Source organism: Rathayibacter sp. VKM Ac-2929 (genome assembly GCF_022815495.1).
GTDB classification, from domain to species: domain Bacteria; phylum Actinomycetota; class Actinomycetes; order Actinomycetales; family Microbacteriaceae; genus Rathayibacter; species Rathayibacter festucae.
In genome coordinates this window covers 203,779-220,989 of the sequence record NZ_JALGRV010000004.1, presented here as the reverse complement: position 1 = coordinate 220,989, position 17,211 = coordinate 203,779, and the positions used below count along the sequence as shown (strand labels likewise).

The window sequence follows — 17,211 nt, the reverse complement described above, 5'->3', positions numbered from 1 at the left end:
TACCAGGCGCGGGAGCCCGCGTCACGCGCGGTTCCGGGTCCGCCGTCCCCGACCGTCAGCCGTGGCCTCGGATGATCCGGAGAAGCTTCGCCAGCCGGGCCGACACGTCGCGCTCGTTGCCGTGCTCGGTCGGCGCGTAGTAGCGCGCGCCGCGGAGCTCGTCCGGCAGGTACTGCTGCTCGAGGACGCCGAGCTCGGCGTCGTGCGGGTAGCGGTAGCCCTTGCCGTGGCCGAGCCGCTTGGCGCCCGGGTAGTGCGCGTCGCGCAGGTGCGGCGGCACCCGGCCGGCCTTGCCCGCGCGGACATCGGCGATCGCCCTGTCGATGGCCGTGTAGGAGGCGTTCGACTTCGGGGCGGTGGCGAGGTGGACGACGGCCTGCGCGAGCGGGATGCGCCCCTCCGGCATGCCGATGAACTGGACGGCGTCGGCGGCGGCGATCGCGACGACGAGCGCCTGCGGGTCGGCCATCCCGATGTCCTCGGAGGCCGAGACGATGATCCGGCGGGCGATGAAGCGCGGGTCCTCCCCCGCCTCGATCATCCGGGCCAGGTAGTGCAGCGCCGCGTCGACGTCCGAGCCGCGGATCGACTTGATGAACGCGCTGATGACGTCGTAGTGCTCGTCGCCGTTGCGGTCGTAGCGCAGCAGCGCGCGGTCGACGGCGCGGGCGACCACCTCCACTGTGATCAGCGGGAGCTCGGGCTCCTCGACGACGGCGGGCTCGGCGGAGACGCCCTCGTCCTCGTCCTCCTCCTCCTCGCTCTCGCCCGCGGTCGCCCGCGCGACGCGATCCGCCTCGCGCGCCTCCGACCTCGCGGAGGTGGCGGCGGCCTCGAGCGCCGTGAGCGCGCGTCGGGCGTCCCCGGAGGCCAGCCGGACGATGCTCGCGCGGGCCTCGTCGTCGAGCCGCACCGAGTCGCGGAGCCCGCGCTCGTCGTGCAGCGCGCGGTCGACGAGCAGCCCGAGGTCCTCGTCGTCGAGGGTGTTCAGCGTGAGCAGCAGGGAGCGCGAGAGCAGCGGGGCGATCACCGAGAAGGACGGGTTCTCGGTCGTCGCCGCGATGAGGATCACCCAGCCGTTCTCGACGCCGGGCAGCAGCGCGTCCTGCTGCGCCTTGGTGAAGCGGTGGATCTCGTCGAGGAAGAGGACGGTCGACGTGCCGTAGAGGTCGCGGGTGGAGAGCGCCTCCTCCATCACCTGGCGGACGTCCTTCACGCCGGCCGTGACGGCGGAGAGCTCGACGAAGCGCCGGCCACTGGAGTGCGCGACGGCCTGGGCGAGCGTCGTCTTGCCGGTGCCGGGCGGGCCCCAGAGGATGACGGAGACGGCTCCGCGCTCACCCGTGGTGTCGGCCGCGAGGGCCACCAGCGGCGAACCGGGCGTCAGCAGGTGCCGCTGCCCCGCGACCTCCTCAAGGCTGCGGGGACGCATGCGCACGGCGAGCGGCGTCGCCCCGGAGCGGAGTCCGGCCTGCTGCATGGTCATCGCACCAGCGTAACGACGGCCTCCGACAGTCGGCCCCGGCGCCCGCCCGGCACCCGGCGTCGCGGCGTCCGGCGAGGGCGCGGCGATTCTCGTAGGCTCGACGCGCTCCGCGCTCGCGCGGGGCCGCGCCGGACGCAGGCGCGACGCACGACGGCGGAGGAACACGTGGCCCAGGGCAGGACGAACGATCGCGAGGCGCGCACCCGACTGAGGGCCTACCAGGCGCGGCAGACCCTGCACCGCACGCGCGCCAAGCGCCGGGTCCGCGACAACGTGATCGCGGCCGTCGCGGGCGTCGTCGTGATCGCCCTCGCGGTCGTCGCGCAGCTCCTCTACTTCTCCGGCGGCCCGGGCACCCCGGTCGCCGAGCCGACGTCCTCCGAGAGCGCGACGCCCACGCCGACACCCGAGGCGACCGGCCAGAACACCGGTGACGTCCCCTCCGCCGACCTCGCCGAGGGCCGCGACTGGACCGGCACGATGTCGATCAACAGCGACGAGCTGGGCATCACCCTGGCCGGGGCCGCAGCACCGCAGGCCGTCTCCTCCTTCCTCTCCCTGTCGCAGTCCGGCTTCTACGACGGCGTCTCCTGCCACCGGCTCACCACCGAGGGCCTCTACGTCCTGCAGTGCGGCGACCCGAACGGCGACGGCACCGGCGGCCCCGGCTACAGCTACGGACCCGTCGAGAACGCGCCCGCGGACGGCGTCTACCCGGCCGGCACGATCGCGATGGCCCGCCAGGGCGGCAACGGCTACAGCCAGGGCAGCCAGTTCTTCGTCGTCTATCAGGACACCCAGCTCCCCGAGGACGCCGCGGGCGGCTACACGGTGGTCGGCCAGGTGACCTCGGGTCTCGATGCGCTGGTCGCCGACGTGGTCGCGAAGGGCACGGCGGACGGCTCCGGCGACGGCGCTCCCGCCGAGCCGGTCGCGATCGGCGGCATCTCGCTGCAGTAGCCCTCGCGCGCGCCGCCGACGAGCGGCGCGCGCGACCCGCGGGACCGCGGACGAACGGGGGCGCGGGGAGTGCAATAGGCTTGTCGTCACTGCCCGTTCGCGGCTGAGCGCGGTCGTCGGCCTCCGGCTGTCGAGCACCGAGGCCGAGGGGCGGGACGACAGCGAAAGGCGGCACCCGATGCTGACTCCAGACGGCGACATCGACACCGTGTCCACCCCCGGCACCGTGTCACCCGACGACAGCGCGTCCTCCGAGACGACGGACGCTCCCGAGAGCACCGGCGCCCCCGAGGGCGCCGACGCCCCGGCCGAGACGGACGCTCCCGAGACGGGAGAGGGCTCCCCCGAGACGGCGACGCCCGGATCCGAGACGGCGACGCCCGACGAGGTGGCGGCCCCCGAGGAGGCAGCGGCCTCGGACGAGACGGCGCCCTCCGAGGGCGAGACAACGACCTCGGACGAGACGGCGACCTCCGGCGAGGCAGCGACCGCCGATGAGACGACGGCTCCCGAGGACGCGGCGCCTCCCGTCGTCCCGACGGCTCCCCGCCCGCAGGCGGGCGCCCGGCAGCCGTGGGGCCGCGTGGCCGACGACGGCACGGTCTACGTCCGCGTCGGCGACGAGGAGCGCGAGGTGGGCCAGTACCCCGACGCGACTCCCGAGGAGGCCCTCGCCTACTACGAGCGCAAGTACACCGAGCTCGCCGGGCAGGTCTCCCTGCTCGAGCAGCGGGCCAAGCGCGGCGCTCCGGCGAACGACGTGTCGCGCGGAGTGCAGACGCTCACCGCGGCCATCTCGCAGGCGCACGCCGTCGGCGACCTCGACGCCCTGCAGGCCCGCGTCAGCGCGCTCAGCGGTTCCGTCGAGGATCTGACCGAGCAGCAGGCCGCCGAGACGAAGGCCGCCCTCAGCGACGCGATCGCTCACCGCGAGGCGATCGTCGCCGAGGCCGAGGCGCTGGCCGCCGTCGACCCGGCGAAGACGCAGTGGAAGCAGGCCAGCGCCGCGATCGACGACCTCTTTGCCCGCTGGCAGAGCCACCAGCAGCAGGGTCCGCGCCTCCCCAAGAACGACGCCAACGAGCTGTGGCGCCGCTTCCGCGGAGCGCGCACGACGATCGAGCAGAACCGCAAGGCGTTCTTCGCCGACCTCGACTCGGCGCACCGCGAGGCCAAGCAGGCCAAGCAGTCGCTGATCGATCAGGCCGACGCCCTGGTCTCACGCGGTGCCGAGGCGATCCCGGAGTACCGGGCCCTCCTCGAGCGCTGGCGGGTGGCCGGTCGCGCGGGCAAGCGGTTCGACGACGCCCTCTGGGCGCGCTTCAAGGCCGCCGGCGACGCGATCTACGGCGCGAAGGCCGAGGTCGTCGCGCAGGAGAGCGTCGAGTACACCGAGAACCTCGACCTCAAGCTCGCCCTCCTCGAGGAGGCGGAGCCGCTCCTGCAGGAGCAGGACCGCGAGAAGGCCAAGCGCGTGCTGCTCTCCGTGCAGGAGCGCTGGGACGCCGTCGGACGCGTGCCGCGCGAGCAGGTGCGCACCGTCGAGGACCGCCTCCGCAAGGTCGAGGCGCACGTGCGCAAGCTCGACGAGGAGCACTGGAACCGCAGCAACCCCGAGCGCAAGGCGCGCTCGGAGGGCCTCGCCTCGCAGCTGACCGCCGCGATCCAGAAGCTGCAGGACGAGCTCGACGAGGCGAAGGCCCGCGGTGACCGCGCCGCCATCGCCCAGGCGCAGGAGGCCCTCGACGCCCGCAAGGTGTGGCTGGACGCCCTGGGCTGATCCCGGCCTGCTCGCGTGCTGGTCGAGCGGCCGCCGGCGGCGGGGTGTGGAGACCCACTCCTCGGACGATGTGGATCTCGATACGCCCGCTGCGCGGGCTACTCGATCAGCATGAGCACGCGTCCGTGACCGGCATGCTGGTCGAGTAGCCGCCGGAAGCGGGGTGTCGAGAACCGCCCCTCGGACGACGTGGATCTCGATACGCCCGCTGCGCGGGCTACTCGATCAGCATGAGCACGCGTCCGTGACCAGCATGCTGGTCGAGTAGCCACCGGAGGCGGCGTATCGAGACCCGCCTGTCGCCGGCGGGAACCGCACGGCGATGGTTCTCGCGGATCCGTCCACAGATGTGCTGCGGCTGTCCCGCGGGGACGACGGCTCGGACAGCATGGGCGGATGACGCGCCTCCTCCCCTCCGTGCTGCTCCCGGGGCAGCTGCCGCTCGCGGAGCTCTGCGCCGCCCGTCTCGACGGCGAGGTCGTCGCGCTCGACGAGGGCTTCCTCCTCGCCGATCTGCCGGTGGGCCCGGCCGAGCGCGGCGAGGCGCTGCGGGCGGTCGTCCCGGCGAAGGCGGTGGCCGACCGGCTGTCGGCGGCCTGGGTGCACGGCGCGATGCCCGCCGCTCCCCCGGTGCACAGCGCCTCCATCGACCGACGGAACCGGCTGCACCCGCCGATGCTCGCGCGGGTGCGCTTCCACGAGGTGCGGCTCACCGACGAGGACGTCGTGCTCCTCGGCGGCTGCTCCGTCACGACCCCCGAGCGGACCCTGATCGATCTGGCGCGCACCCGCAGCACCTGCGACGACGACCTCCTGCGCAGCCTGGCGGCCGTCACCGGTGTCTCGCTCGAGCGGGTGCTCGAGCGACTGGACAGCGGTCCTCCGGTCTCGAGCCGCCGGATCGCCCTGCTCCGCCTGACCGCGGCCATCGGCTGACCTCGCACTGCGCCCGGGCACTGCGCCGGCCGCGCCGGGCGATCAGCCCGCGTTCACCCGGTAGACGTCGTAGACGGCGTCGATCCTGCGGACGGCGTTGAGCACCCGGTCGAGGTGCGTCGTGTCGCCCATCTCGAACACGAACCGGCTGATCGCCAGTCGGTCGCTGGAGGTGGAGACCGTGGCCGACAGGATGTTCACGTGGTGCTCGGAGAGCACGCGCGTGACGTCGCTGAGCAGGCCGGACCGGTCGAGCGCCTCGACCTGGATCTGCACCAGGAAGATGCTCTTCGAGGACGGCGCCCACTCGACGTCGACGATCCGCTCCGGCTCCTTGAGCAGCTCCTGCACGTTGTGGCAGTTGGCCTGGTGCACCGAGACGCCGGCGCCACGGGTGACGAAGCCGACGATCTGATCGCCCGGAACCGGGGTGCAGCACTTCGCCAGCTTGACCAGGATGTCCGGCGCGCCCTTGACCAGGACCCCGGACTCGCTGCTGCGGCTGCGCGGACGCGGGGAGCGCGGGAGGGTGACCTCGTGCTCGTCCGACTCCGGGTCGCCCTGGATGGTCGCGACGACCTTCTCCAGCACCGACTGCGTGGAGACGTGCCCCTCGCCGACCGCGGCGTAGAGCGCCTCGACGTCGTTGTAGCGCAGCTGGCTGGCCACCTCGGTGAAGGTGTCCTGGCTCATCAGCTTCTGCAGCGGCAGGTTCTGCTTGCGCATGGCCCGCGCGATGGAGTCCTTGCCCTGCTCGATCGCCTCGTCGCGGCGCTCCTTGGTGAACCACTGGCGGATCTTGTTGCGAGCCCGCGGGCTCTGCACGAAGTTCAGCCAGTCCTGGCTGGGGCCGGAGTCCGGGTTCTTCGAGGTGAAGACCTCGACGACGTCGCCGGTGGTCAGCGAGGACTCGAGCGGCACGAGACGCCCGTTGACCTTGGCGCCCATGGTGCGGTGGCCGACCTCGGTGTGCACGGCGTAGGCGAAGTCGACCGGGGTCGCGCCCGTCGGCAGGCCGATGACGCGCCCCTTGGGCGTGAAGACGTAGACCTCCTTCGCCCCGATCTCGAAACGGAGGGAGTCGAGGAACTCGTTCGGGTCGGTCGTCTCGGACTGCCAGTCGGAGAGGTGCGCGAGCCACGCGAGGTCGGTGTCGTTCGAACCGGAGGCGACCTTGCCCGTCGCCATCTGCTCCTTGTACTTCCAGTGCGCCGCGATGCCGAACTCGGCGTGCTGGTGCATCTCGTTGGTGCGGATCTGGATCTCGACCGCGCGGCCCTTCGGCCCGATCACCGTGGTGTGCAGCGACTGGTACAGGTTGAACTTGGGGGTGGCGATGTAGTCCTTGAAGCGACCGGGCATCGGGCTCCAGCGCGCGTGGATCGAGCCGAGCACGGCGTAGCAGTCGCGCACGGAGTTGACCAGCACGCGGATGCCGACCAGGTCGTAGATCTCGTCGAAGTCGCGGCCGCGGACGACCATCTTCTGGTAGATCGAGTAGTACTGCTTCGGCCGGCCCACGACGCGGCCGCGGATCTTTCCCGCCCGCAGGTCCTCGCCGATGAGGTCGATGATGCTCTGGACGAACTCCTCGCGCTGCGGGGTCCGCACCTTCACGAGGCTCTCGATCTCGTTGTAGATCTTCGGGTAGAGCACCGCGAACGACAGGTCCTCGAGCTCCCACTTGATCGCCTGGATGCCGAGGCGGTTCGCCAGCGGCGCGTAGATCTCGAGGGTCTCGGTCGCCTTGCGGGCCGCGGACTCGGCGGGAACGAAGCCCCAGGTGCGCGCGTTGTGCAGGCGGTCGGCCAGCTTGATGATCAGAACGCGGATGTCCTTCGACATCGCCACGATCATCTTGCGGACGGTCTCGGCCTGCGCGCTGTCGCCGTACTTGACCTTGTCGAGCTTGGTGACGCCGTCCACCAGCATCGCGACCTCGTCGCCGAAGTCGGCTCGGAGCTCGTCGAGCTTGTAGTCGGTGTCCTCCACCGTGTCGTGCAGCAGCGCGGCGGCGATGGTCTTCGAGCCGATGCCGAGGTCGGCGAGGATCTGCGCGACGGCCAGCGGATGCGTGATGTACGGCTCGCCGCTGCGGCGCTTCTGGTTCGCGTGCGCGCGCTCGGCGACCGAGTAGGCCCGCTCGATCAGCGCGATGTCACTCTTGGGGTGGTGCGTGCGCACCGTCCGGACGAGCGTGTCGACCGCCCCGGAGGGCTGTGCGCGCGAGAAGATCCGCGGGACCAGCCGGCGCAGGGCGGCGGTCGAGGACGTGGTCGTGGTGTCGCTCACGCGGAGATCTCCATCGCCTCATTATCGCCCGTCGCGCGGGCGCCGCGTGACCGGTCCGCCGGGAGCGGACAGGCCCGCGATCAGTCGATCCGGCCCGGACGTCCCTCGTCGTCGACGACATCGCCGCCGGCGGCGGCCCAGGCCGTCATCCCGGCCTCGATGTTCGCCGTCTCGTAGCCGGCGCCGTCGAGCGCCTGGACGACCATGGCCGAGCGGACGCCGGAGTGGCAGACGACGAGGATCGCCGCGTCCCGTGGGAGCTCGTCCTGCCGCTCGCCGATGCTGCCCATCGGGATGTGGTGCGCCGCTGCGGCGTGCCCGAGCGCCCACTCGTGCGGCTCGCGCACGTCGAGCAGCCAGACCTCGTCGCGCTCGACGAGGCCGATCGCGTCCGCGGCGGTGACCTGCGCGTAGTCGGCCACGATCAGCCCTGCACGACGGGGGTCGCGGCGCGCTCGCGGGCCGACACGACCCGCGTGTCGTGCTTGCCGATCTCGGCCTCGCCGCTGCGCAGCTGGGCGTAGAGCGGGGCGGCGACGAAGATCGTCGAGTAGGTGCCGACGATGATGCCGATCAGCAGCGCGAGCGAGATGTCGCGCAGCGTGCCGGCACCGAGGACGAAGGCGCCGATCACGAGGATCGCGGCGACCGGCAGGGCCGCGACGATCGAGGTGTTGATCGAGCGCACCAGCGTCTGGTTCTCGGCGAGGTTGACCGTCTCGGAGAAGGTCTTGGTGGTGCTGCCGAGCGCCTCCGCGGTGTTCTCGCGGATCTTGTCGAAGACCACGACGGTGTCGTAGAGCGAGTAGCCGAGGATCGTCAGCAGTCCGATGACCGCCGCCGGCGACACCTCCGTCCCGGTGATTCCGTAGACGCCGGCCACGATCACGAGGTCGTGCAGGAGCGCGACGATCGCGGCGAGGGACATCTTCCAGGTCCGGAAGTACGCCCACATCGCCAGGGCGGCCAGGATCACGAAGATGATCAGGCCGCGGACCGCCTGCTGCGTGACGTCCGAGCCCCAGGCGGCGCCGATGAAGGACGACGCGACCTGCTCCGTCGGGACGGAGTAGGCCTCGGACAGGGCGTTGCGGACCTGGGTCGACTCATCGGTCGACAGCTGGCTGGTCTGCACCCGGATCGAGTCGTCGCCGACGATCGAGACGCGCGGGACCGCGTCGGGCGAGACCGAGGTGACGGCGTCCGTCGCGGCGGTCTGGTCCAGACTCTCCGGCGCGGTGACCGTGAACTCGGAGCCGCCGGTGAACTCGATGCTGAAGTTGAAGCCACCGCGCGCCGCCGTGCCGAGCACGGTGAGCAGGATGATCGCGATCGAGATGAGGTACCAGGTGCGGCGGCGGCCGACGAAGTCGACCGAGCGCTTGCCGGTGTAGAGGTCGTTTCCGAACTGCGAGAAGCTGGCCATCACGCGTCCTTCCCGTTCGAGTCGTTCGAGGAGCTGCGCGCGGCGGCCGCCTCGGCGGCCTTGCGCTCGGCGATGGTCTGGCGGCGGGCGGCCTCGCGGGCGGCGGAGGAGCCCTTGCCCGAGGCCCCCTTGCCGGCGAGCACGGCGTCCTGCGGACGGAACGCCGCTCGGCCGCGGTAGACCGCGCCGAGTGCGCGCGGATCCAGTCCGGAGGCCTTGTGCCCCTCGGAGAAGAACTTGGTCGTCGCGAGCAGCTGCAGCATCGGGTGGGTGAAGAGGATCACCACCACGAGGTCGATCAGCGTCGTGATGCCGAGGGTGAGCGCGAAGCCGCGGACGCTGCCGACCGCGAGGGCGAAGAGCACGACGGCGGCGAGCAGGTTCACCATGTCGGAGGCGAAGATCGTGCGCAGCGCGCGCCGCCAGCCGGCCTCGACCGAGGACTCGAGTCCGCGGCCGTCGCGCAGCTCGTCGCGGATCCGCTCGAAGTAGACGATGAACGAGTCCGCCGTGATGCCGATCGCCACGATCAGACCCGCGACTCCCGCGAGCGAGAGGCGGAGTCCCTCCCGCCAGGAGAGCAGGGTGACGACGAGGTAGGTGACGATCGCCGCCACCATCAGCGACGCGATGGTCACCGCGCCGAGCACGCGGTACTGCGCGATCGAGTAGACGACGACGAGGATGAGCCCGATCAGGCCCGCGAGCAGGCCGCTGGCGAGCTGGGTCGAGCCGAGCGTCGCGGAGATGCTGTCCGAGCTCTGCACCTGGAAGCCGATCGGCAGGGCGCCGTACTTCAGCTGGTCGGCGAGGGTCTTCGACGACTCCTGGGTGAAGGAGCCGGAGATCTGCGCGTTGCCGTCGGTGATCGCCGCGTTGGTGGACGGCGCCGAGATGACGCGGCCGTCGAGGACGATCGCGAACTGGTTCTGCGCGCCCTGCAGGCCGACGAGGCGCGAGGTGACGTCGCCGAAGGCCTGGGTGCCCTGGTCGTCGAAGGAGAGGTTGACGGCCCAGGTGCCGGTGCTGGCGCCGGAGGACGTCGTCATCAGGCCGTTCGAGGCGTCGGAGATGTCCTCACCGGTGATCTCGACCGGGCCGAGGATGTACTTCGCCGTGTCGTTGTCGTCGCAGGTGATCAGGGGCTGATCGGCCGGCGCGAGGTTCGGGTCCTGGTCGTTGAGGAACGCGCAGTCGAACGAGGTGTACTGCGCTTCGAGCGCCGGCGTGATGTAGGCGAGGTCGCTCGCGCTGGTCGGCGCGGCCGTCGGCTCGGTGGCGAGCGAGGGGTCGACCGGGGTCGGCGTGGGCGAGGCGGACGAATCGCCGCCGACCGAGCTGTTGGTCGCCTGGCTGGCGACGAGCACCGGGCGGAAGTCGAGCTTCGCCGAGGCCTCGATGCGCTGCAGCGTCGCGTCGTCCGGCGTGCCCGGGATCGAGACGACGATGTTGCTCGAGCCCTGGGTCGTGATCTCGGACTCGGAGACGCCCGCGGCGTCGATCCGCTGGCGGATGATCGAGACGGCCTGCGTCAGCTGCTCGGACGAGACGGTCTGGCCGTCCGAGAGCTGGGGCTGGAGCACGATCTGGGTGCCGCCCTCGAGGTCGAGCGCGAGCTTCGGCGTCCAGGAGCCGCCACCGAAGGCGACGGCGGCGGCGTTGAGGCCGACGAGCGCGAGGATCAGGACGCCGAGCCAGCTCAGCGAGCGCCGGGCCTTCCGGACGGGGGTTGATGCGGCCACCCAGGGCTCACCTTCTTCTTCGGTCGGCGCCGGCTCTCCGGCCGACGCTGGCTCTGCGGTCGACGTCGATCCTCGCGCAGGCGCCGACCCCGGGGGCCGCGCCTGTCGTCCGATCGACGGTCTTCGGTCCGGGGCGCACCCCGGACGTGGAAGGGCGGGCGGGGTGCCGATGCACCCTGCCCGCCCTGGAGACTACTGCGCGTCGGGCCTGCGGTCGCGCTCGACCGGGTCGACCAGCGGGTCGGACGTGTGCGCGGCGTCGCGCTCGCCGAACGCGGGCGACTCGACGGCCGCCACGGACTCGGCCTCGTCCTCGTCGGCGACGACCGCGTTCTCGGTCGGGTCGATGAGGCGGGCGATGGCCTGACGGTGGATCGTCAGGAGCGTCCCGGGGGTCGACTCGATGACGATCTTGTTCTCGTCGTCGTCGATCGAGACGACGGTGCCGAACAGGCCGGAGCCGGTCATCAGCTCGACACCGGGGACCAGCCCGGACTTCATCTTCTCCGCGTCGCGCTGCCGCTTCTTGTTGTTGCGGAACATGAAGATGATCATCACGGCGAGAAGCAGGACGAGCAGGATGATCGTCGGATCCATGGGTGAGCCTTCCGGAGTTGAGGGTGATCCGCCGCGCACACAAGGGGTGGCGCATGCGGATCGAGCGGCCCGTCGGGCCTTGAAGATTATAGGTCATCTCCGAACAGGGGCCGCTGGGAGGCCGAGGCGGCTCCCCCGCGCGGATCCACGCCGAAGTGCCGGTACGCGGCCGGGGTCGCGACGCGGCCGCGCGGCGTGCGGGTGAGCAGCCCGATCCGGACGAGGAACGGCTCGACGACCGCCTCGACCGTCTCCGCCTCCTCGCCGACGGAGACCGCGAGCGTGTTGAGGCCGACCGGTCCGCCGTCGAAGCGGGTGAGCACGATGTCCATCACGGCGCGGTCGAGGCGGTCGAGGCCGAGCTCGTCGACGTCGTAGAGGTCGAGTGCGGCGCGGACCGCGGTGACGTCGGCACGGCCGCCGTGCACGAGCGCGAAGTCGCGGACCCGGCGCAGCAGGCGGTTCGCGATGCGCGGGGTGCCCCGGCAGCGGCCCGCGATCTCGGCGACCGCCTCGCCGTCGATGTCGAGGTCGAGCAGCCGCGCGGCGCGGGTGAGCACCTGGCGCAGCTCGTCCTCGGCGTAGAACTCGAGGTGGGCGGTGAAGCCGAAGCGGTCGCGCAGCGGATTCGGCAGGAGGCCCGAGCGCGTGGTCGCGCCGACGAGGGTGAACGGCGCGAGGTCCAGGGGGACGGAGGTCGCGCCGGCGCCCTTGCCGACCATGATGTCGATCCGGAAGTCCTCCATCGCGAGGTAGAGCATCTCCTCCGCGGAGCGCGCCATCCGGTGGATCTCGTCGATGAAGAGGATCTCGCCGGGCAGCAGCGAGGAGAGCACGGCGGCCAGGTCGCCGGCGTGCTGGATCGCGGGGCCGCTGGACATCCGCAGCGGCGAGGAGCTCTCCTCCGCCACGATCATCGCGAGGGTGGTCTTGCCGAGGCCGGGCGGGCCGGCCAGCAGGATGTGGTCGGGCGTGCGGCCCTGCATCGCCGCCGCCTTGAGCAGCAGCTCGAGCTGGCCGCGGACCTTGCGCTGGCCGACGAACTCGCCGAGGTTCTTCGGGCGGAGCGCCCCCTCGAAGGCGATCTCGGCCTCGGACGCGACCTCGGGGCCCATCACGTCGTCGCCGCTCACGAGCGCGCCGCCGGACCGAGCCGGGCGAGGGCGAGGCGGAGCAGCGACTGCACGCTCGCGGCGTCGGAGGCCTGGGCGTCGAGCAGGATCTCGTCGACGACCTCGGCGGCGACGCGCTCGGGCCAGCCGAGGCCGACGAGGGCCGAGAGCACGCTCTGCGCGGCCGTCGCACCCGGCCCGGAGCCGCGGGCGGCGCGCGGGCGGACGGCGAGCTTGCCCGCGAGCGACAGGATGATGAGCTTCGCGGTCTTGGGGCCGATGCCGGAGACCTTGCGGAAGACGGCGTCGTCCTCGTCGGCGACGGCCTGGGCGATGCGCTCGGGCTCCACCGAGCCGAGCACGCCGAGCGCGGACTTGGGACCGACGCCGGTGACGCCGATCAGCAGCTCGAAGATCTCGAGCTGCTCCTCGTCCGGGAAGCCGTAGAGGGTCAGCGAGTCCTCGCGCACGATCAGCGTCGTCGTCAGCACGGTCTCGTCGCCGACCCGCAGCTCGAGCGCGTGCTGCGGCGTGACGTTGACCGCGTAGCCGACGCCGTGGACGTCGACGACGGCGAGGCTCCCGCGAGCGGAGAGGACGGTGCCGCGGAGGGAGGAGATCACCGCGTCAGTCTAGAGGCTCGAACAGGCGTTCGAGCGGCGGCCTCCGCGGCGCGCCAGGCCCGCTGGGCCGCGCTCTCCCCCTCGGCGGCGGCGGGGCCCGCGGCGAGGGGACCGCGCCAGGCGTGGCAGACGGCGAGGGCGAGGGCGTCGGCCGCATCGGCCGGCTTCGGCGGGGCATCGAGCCGGAGGATGCGCTGGATCATCGTGGTGACCTGGCGCTTGTCGGCCGCTCCGTAGCCGGTGACCGCGGCCTTGACCTCGCTGGGCGTGTGCATGCCGACGACGAGGTCGCGGCGGGCGGCCGCGACCAGGGCGACGCCGCTGATCTGGGCGATGCCCATCACCGTGCTGACGTTGTTCTGCGCGAAGACGCGCTCGATCGCCACGGCCTCGGGCCGGTGCTCGTCGAGCAGCGCCTCGATCCCGTCGCCGAGGGCGAGCAGCCGGCGTTCCAGTGGAGCATCGGTGGGGGTCCGGAGGACGCTCACGTGCACGAGCGTCGCGCGCCGGTCGCGGCCGACGTCGACGATGCCGACGCCGCACCGGGTGAGCCCCGGGTCGATCCCGAGGACGCGCATCAGCGCGCCCGCTCGGGACGAGCCGGGGTCACCGGGTCACTCCTCGTCGTTCTCGAGCTCGGCCCGGACCTCGGGCGTGATGTCGAGGTTCGTGTAGACGTTCTGCACGTCGTCCGAGTCCTCGAGCGCGTCGATCAGGCGGAAGACCTTGCGCGCCGTCTCGGCGTCGGCCTCGACCTGCAGCGAGGCGACGAACTCGACGTCGGCGGCGTCGTAGTCGATGCCGGCCTCCTGCAGCGCCGTGCGCGCCGGGACCAGCTCGGCGGCCTCGGTGCGGACCTCGAAGGACTCGCCGTGGTCGATGACGTCGTCGACGCCGAAGTCGAGGACCGCGCCGAGCACGTCGTCCTCGGTGACGCCGTCACCGTGCGGGACGGTGATGACGCCCTTGCGCGCGAAGTTGTAGGCGACGCTGCCCGGGTCGGCCATGGTGCCGCCGTTGCGGGTCATCGCGGTGCGGACGTCCGCCGCGGCGCGGTTCTTGTTGTCGGTGAGGCACTCGACGAGCAGCGCGATGCCGTTCGGGCCGTAGGCCTCGTACATGATCGTCGTGTAGTCGATGACCTCGCCGGTGAGGCCCGCGCCGCGCTTAATCGCGCGGTCGATGTTGTCGTTCGGGACCGAGGTCTTCTTCGCCTTCTGCACGGCGTCGACGAGCGTCGGATTGCCGGACATGTCGGCGCCGCCGATCTTGGCGGCCACCTCGATGTTCTTGATCAGCTTGGCGAAGGACTTCGCGCGGCGCGAGTCCTTGATCGCCTTCTGGTGCTTGGTCGTGGCCCACTTGGAATGCCCGGACACGGTGCTCCCTCGGAAATCTCGTTCGTGCGACTCCCTCGGGCGCCGCTGATGGCTGGTCCAGTGTAATCGAGCACCGGGCGGGGCGGCCCGAGCCGCGCCCGAGGGCGGGATGCCGTGGTGCTCCTCGCCCTGGGCGCCGTCCGCCGCAAGAGCGGCTGAACTGCACGAATCCGGCCAGGCCTGCGTCCGCTGCCAGGAATGACCATGTGCAGTCGGGTCTGCGGAAGGGTTGCCGCGGGGCGGACCAGGCCGCCGCGCAGCCGAGACGAGAACGAGGACCGCGATGATGAACGACCCGCAGAGGGACGGCACGACCGGGCAGGACGGGGCTCGTCCTCCGGGGATCGGGCGCCGATCGGCGCTCGCGGTCGCCTGGACGGTCCCGGTGATCGCGGGAGCCGCGGCGGCCCCCGCGGCCTCCGCCTCCACGCCGCCGAAGGAGGACGGCACGTTCCTCGGTGTCTGGCTCGTCTCCGACGGCCTGGAGTCCTCGCGGGCCTTCCGCGTCGAGGTGTACCTCGACGGGACCGGGACCCCGGGCACCCCGGTCGTCCTCCCCCAGGACGCGGTGGTGCGCGTCACCTGCTCGAACCACGACGTCGCCGTCTGGGCGGACGGGATCGTTCCCGAGGGGCCGCGGGCCGGCTCGATCACGATCCCCGCCGGGGTCTACCCGACGGTCGGGGAGTACACGATCGGCGACAGGAGCGTGGTGGTCACCGCCCCGTACCCGGGGCCGCAGACCGTGTGCGAGCTCGCCGCCGAGCCGCGGGGACGGTTCGCGGTGGAGGCGAAGGTGACTCGCGGGCCCACCTATCGTGGCCCCGACCCGTACGCGGTCGGCATCTACGGCCGCCCGTCCGCGGTCGTCGTCCTGGAGTTCTGAGAGGCCTCCGAGTCGCAGAGAACCGTCACCGGTTCGGCGGGGCGGAGTCCGCGCGGAATCGAGCCATCCGGCACCGTTCCCGCCAGAGATTCGGCACGCTTCACGCCCGGTCGACAGAGTGTCCGAGGCGAGGCAGCCCCCCTGAGTCCAGTCGACGCGACCGAGAACGAGGACACCGATGACACCCGATCAGCACCACTCACCGAGCGACGATCGCCCCACATCGATCCCGCCGGGAGTCGCGCGCCGTACCGCGATCGCCGCCGCGTGGACGACGCCGGTGATCGCCGCCGCGGTCGCCGCGCCCGGCGCCTCCGCGTCCCCCGTCGGAGCTGGGATCTTCGCCGGTGTGTCGATCAGCTCCAGCCTCGGAGAAGGCCGCTTCTTCGTCCTCGTCCTCCTCAACACGACTGCGACGACGACCACGACGGACGTCGTCTTCGGAGAGGACGTCCGGGTGGACATCGCCGCTGAGCATGACGTCGCGCCCTGGGGCGAGGGGGTCGTCGCCGACGGTCCGCGCAGCGGGCATCTCGTGATCCCGGCCGGCTCGCACCCGGTCACGAACAGCTACGAGACCGAGGGGAGACACGCTGCGGAACTCACGAGGCTCTGCTTCTGCGGAATCACCGCCTCCCCCAAAGGCAGCATCACCGTCTCGGCCACGGTGATCCGAGGGCCTCTTTATCAGGGGTCGGACCCCGCCGTGAAGGCTCAGTACGGGAGCTCGTCGGCCGTGGGCACGATGACGATCTGACGAGTCGGATCCGCGCGCTCGGGTTCTCCGATCGCGCCACCGGCACCGTCTCCGCCAGCGATTCGTCACTCGCCGCTCCTCGTCGACAGGGTGTCGGGCGAGCCGGGCAGTCCCCGCCGTCCCATCGACGCGAACGAGAACGAGGACACCGATGACACCTGATCAGAGACACCCGGATGCCGGCGATCCCCGTCCGTCCGATCGTGCGGGAGTCGCGCGGCGGACCGCCGCCACGGCCGCCGAGACGGCGCTGGTGGTCGCCGCGACGGCCACCGTGACCCGCGGCCCCGTCCACTTCGGGCCCGATCCCGCCGCCGTCCGGCTGTTCGGAGCGACGTCCTCGACGGAGACGGTGCAGAACTGACGGGCGCGCTACTTCAGCAGTCGGGACAGCACGCGGTCGGCCAGCGGCTTGCCGCCGGTCTGGCAGGTGGGGCAGTACTGCAGCGTCGAGTCGGAGTAGATCACCTGGCGGATCGTGTCGCCGCAGACCGGGCAGGCCTCGCCGGTGCGGCCGTGCACCCGCATCCCGAGCTTCTTCTCGCGCTTGAGATCGGCGGCGTGCAGCCCCTCGGCCCGGCCGAGCGCCTCCTCGAGCGTGTAGTGCAGCGCGGTGTACAGGCGGTCGAGCTCCTCCGGCGTGAGCGTCGCCGGCTTGAACGGCGACATCTTCGCGACGTGCAGGATCTCGTCGGAGTAGGCGTTGCCGATGCCCGCGATCCGGGACTGGTCGCGGAGGACGCCCTTGAGCTGGGCGCGGCCCGCGGTGGCCAGGATCGCCCCGAGGATCTCGCGGGTGAACTCGGGGTCGAGAGGATCCGGACCGAGCCGCTCGACGCCCGGGACGTCCCGCGGGTCTCTCACGATCGAGATCGCCAGGCTCTTCTTCGTGCCGGCCTCGGTGATGTCGAAGCCGGAGCCGTCGTCGAGGATCAGGCGCGCGGCGAGCGGGCCGCGGCCCGGCTTCACCGGCGCGGTCGGCCGCTCGGGGCGCCAGCGCACCCAGCCCGCGCGGGCCAGGTGCAGCAGCACGTGCACGTCGCCGATCGCGAGATCGAGGAACTTGCCGTGCCGGCTCACACCGTGCACCGTCTCCCCCGCGAGCGAGGACGGCGGGATCGCGACGGTCTTCAGCGCGGAGATCGCGAACACGTCGAGTCGCTCCAGCACGCGGCCGCCGAGGCGCTCGTCGAGGTCGCGGGCGAGCGCGTGCACTTCGGGGAGTTCGGGCATGC

Annotated in this window: 17 protein-coding genes; 6 read left to right on the top strand and 11 right to left on the bottom strand. The window is 71.9% G+C overall.

The window, feature by feature from the left end:
• Positions 1 to 55: 55 nt before the first annotated feature.
• Positions 56 to 1,486: a replication-associated recombination protein A gene (locus tag MT355_RS13605; protein ID WP_243599937.1), complete on the bottom strand. Its 1,431-nt coding sequence runs from the start codon at positions 1,484 to 1,486 to the stop codon at positions 56 to 58.
• Between the two features lie 165 nt (positions 1,487 to 1,651).
• On the opposite strand from MT355_RS13605, the gene MT355_RS13600 reads away from it, so the two are divergent.
• The 3 genes from MT355_RS13600 (at position 1,652) to MT355_RS13590 (ending at position 5,162) form a co-directional block, all read left to right on the top strand.
• Positions 1,652 to 2,446 carry a peptidylprolyl isomerase gene (locus MT355_RS13600; protein ID WP_243599936.1) on the top strand — a complete coding sequence of 265 codons (795 nt, stop codon included), beginning with the start codon at positions 1,652 to 1,654 and terminating at the stop codon, positions 2,444 to 2,446.
• Between the two features lie 178 nt (positions 2,447 to 2,624).
• Complete coding sequence (locus MT355_RS13595; RefSeq protein ID WP_308197381.1) at positions 2,625 to 4,226, top strand: DUF349 domain-containing protein; 1,602 nt, start codon at positions 2,625 to 2,627, stop codon at positions 4,224 to 4,226.
• Positions 4,227 to 4,622: 396 nt separating this feature from the next.
• On the top strand, positions 4,623 to 5,162 hold the full coding sequence (locus MT355_RS13590; protein ID WP_243599935.1) for a type IV toxin-antitoxin system AbiEi family antitoxin: 540 nt from the start codon (positions 4,623 to 4,625) through the stop codon (positions 5,160 to 5,162).
• Positions 5,163 to 5,204: 42 nt separating this feature from the next.
• Here the strand turns inward: MT355_RS13590 and MT355_RS13585 are convergent, their stop codons facing one another.
• From MT355_RS13585 to MT355_RS13545, 9 genes are all read right to left on the bottom strand, one after another.
• Positions 5,205 to 7,454: a bifunctional (p)ppGpp synthetase/guanosine-3',5'-bis(diphosphate) 3'-pyrophosphohydrolase gene (locus MT355_RS13585; RefSeq protein ID WP_123446201.1), complete on the bottom strand. Its 2,250-nt coding sequence runs from the start codon at positions 7,452 to 7,454 to the stop codon at positions 5,205 to 5,207.
• Positions 7,455 to 7,534: 80 nt separating this feature from the next.
• A complete protein-coding gene (locus tag MT355_RS13580) occupies positions 7,535 to 7,876 on the bottom strand; it encodes a rhodanese-like domain-containing protein (protein ID WP_132436284.1) in 342 nt (113 codons plus the stop codon).
• 2 nt (positions 7,877 to 7,878) lie between these two features.
• Complete coding sequence (secF, locus tag MT355_RS13575; protein WP_243599934.1) at positions 7,879 to 8,880, bottom strand: protein translocase subunit SecF; 1,002 nt, start codon at positions 8,878 to 8,880, stop codon at positions 7,879 to 7,881.
• Positions 8,880 to 10,622, bottom strand: a complete 1,743-nt coding sequence (gene secD / locus MT355_RS13570; protein WP_243599933.1) for a protein translocase subunit SecD — start codon at positions 10,620 to 10,622, stop codon at positions 8,880 to 8,882. Before secD ends, secF begins: the two co-directional genes overlap by 1 nt.
• Before the next feature lie 192 nt (positions 10,623 to 10,814).
• A complete protein-coding gene (yajC, locus tag MT355_RS13565) occupies positions 10,815 to 11,219 on the bottom strand; it encodes a preprotein translocase subunit YajC (RefSeq protein WP_123704427.1) in 405 nt (134 codons plus the stop codon).
• Positions 11,220 to 11,305: 86 nt separating this feature from the next.
• On the bottom strand, positions 11,306 to 12,334 hold the full coding sequence (gene ruvB, locus MT355_RS13560) for a Holliday junction branch migration DNA helicase RuvB (RefSeq protein WP_123446196.1): 1,029 nt from the start codon (positions 12,332 to 12,334) through the stop codon (positions 11,306 to 11,308).
• Positions 12,335 to 12,348: 14 nt separating this feature from the next.
• Positions 12,349 to 12,954: a Holliday junction branch migration protein RuvA gene (gene ruvA / locus MT355_RS13555; RefSeq protein WP_123446195.1), complete on the bottom strand. Its 606-nt coding sequence runs from the start codon at positions 12,952 to 12,954 to the stop codon at positions 12,349 to 12,351.
• Positions 12,951 to 13,532: a crossover junction endodeoxyribonuclease RuvC gene (ruvC, locus tag MT355_RS13550; protein ID WP_243599932.1), complete on the bottom strand. Its 582-nt coding sequence runs from the start codon at positions 13,530 to 13,532 to the stop codon at positions 12,951 to 12,953. The genes ruvA and ruvC overlap by 4 nt, the downstream gene beginning before the upstream one ends.
• A 36-nt stretch (positions 13,533 to 13,568) precedes the next feature.
• The gene (locus tag MT355_RS13545; protein ID WP_123446193.1) at positions 13,569 to 14,333 is read right to left on the bottom strand and encodes a YebC/PmpR family DNA-binding transcriptional regulator; all 765 of its coding nucleotides are present in this window, start codon (positions 14,331 to 14,333) and stop codon (positions 13,569 to 13,571) included.
• A gap of 286 nt (positions 14,334 to 14,619) precedes the next feature.
• Between MT355_RS13545 and MT355_RS13540 the strand changes: the two genes are divergently transcribed.
• The 3 genes from MT355_RS13540 (at position 14,620) to MT355_RS13530 (ending at position 16,340) form a co-directional block, all read left to right on the top strand.
• Complete coding sequence (locus tag MT355_RS13540; protein ID WP_243599931.1) at positions 14,620 to 15,219, top strand: hypothetical protein; 600 nt, start codon at positions 14,620 to 14,622, stop codon at positions 15,217 to 15,219.
• 178 nt (positions 15,220 to 15,397) lie between these two features.
• On the top strand, positions 15,398 to 15,976 hold the full coding sequence (locus MT355_RS13535) for a hypothetical protein (RefSeq protein ID WP_243599930.1): 579 nt from the start codon (positions 15,398 to 15,400) through the stop codon (positions 15,974 to 15,976).
• Between the two features lie 151 nt (positions 15,977 to 16,127).
• The gene (locus MT355_RS13530; RefSeq protein ID WP_243599929.1) at positions 16,128 to 16,340 is read left to right on the top strand and encodes a hypothetical protein; all 213 of its coding nucleotides are present in this window, start codon (positions 16,128 to 16,130) and stop codon (positions 16,338 to 16,340) included.
• A gap of 8 nt (positions 16,341 to 16,348) precedes the next feature.
• Here MT355_RS13530 and MT355_RS13525 read toward each other — a convergent pair whose 3' ends face one another.
• Positions 16,349 to 17,209: an Fpg/Nei family DNA glycosylase gene (locus MT355_RS13525; RefSeq protein WP_243599928.1), complete on the bottom strand. Its 861-nt coding sequence runs from the start codon at positions 17,207 to 17,209 to the stop codon at positions 16,349 to 16,351.
• Between the last annotated feature and the right edge of the window lie 2 nt (positions 17,210 to 17,211).

What these genes read in the sequence shown, in the direction of transcription:
- MT355_RS13605 (WP_243599937.1), bottom strand. Translation starts at nt 1,486, where the DNA reads ATGACCATGCAGCAGGCCGGACTCCGCTCCGGGGCGACGCCGCTCGCC.
- MT355_RS13595 (WP_308197381.1), top strand. Translation starts at nt 2,625, where the DNA reads ATGCTGACTCCAGACGGCGACATCGACACCGTGTCCACCCCCGGCACC.
- MT355_RS13590 (WP_243599935.1), top strand. Translation starts at nt 4,623, where the DNA reads ATGACGCGCCTCCTCCCCTCCGTGCTGCTCCCGGGGCAGCTGCCGCTC.
- secF (WP_243599934.1), bottom strand. Translation starts at nt 8,880, where the DNA reads ATGGCCAGCTTCTCGCAGTTCGGAAACGACCTCTACACCGGCAAGCGC.
- yajC (WP_123704427.1), bottom strand. Translation starts at nt 11,219, where the DNA reads ATGGATCCGACGATCATCCTGCTCGTCCTGCTTCTCGCCGTGATGATC.
- ruvB (WP_123446196.1), bottom strand. Translation starts at nt 12,334, where the DNA reads ATGGGCCCCGAGGTCGCGTCCGAGGCCGAGATCGCCTTCGAGGGGGCG.
- ruvC (WP_243599932.1), bottom strand. Translation starts at nt 13,532, where the DNA reads ATGCGCGTCCTCGGGATCGACCCGGGGCTCACCCGGTGCGGCGTCGGC.
- MT355_RS13540 (WP_243599931.1), top strand. Translation starts at nt 14,620, where the DNA reads ATGAACGACCCGCAGAGGGACGGCACGACCGGGCAGGACGGGGCTCGT.
- MT355_RS13535 (WP_243599930.1), top strand. Translation starts at nt 15,398, where the DNA reads ATGACACCCGATCAGCACCACTCACCGAGCGACGATCGCCCCACATCG.
- MT355_RS13530 (WP_243599929.1), top strand. Translation starts at nt 16,128, where the DNA reads ATGACACCTGATCAGAGACACCCGGATGCCGGCGATCCCCGTCCGTCC.
- MT355_RS13525 (WP_243599928.1), bottom strand. Translation starts at nt 17,209, where the DNA reads ATGCCCGAACTCCCCGAAGTGCACGCGCTCGCCCGCGACCTCGACGAG.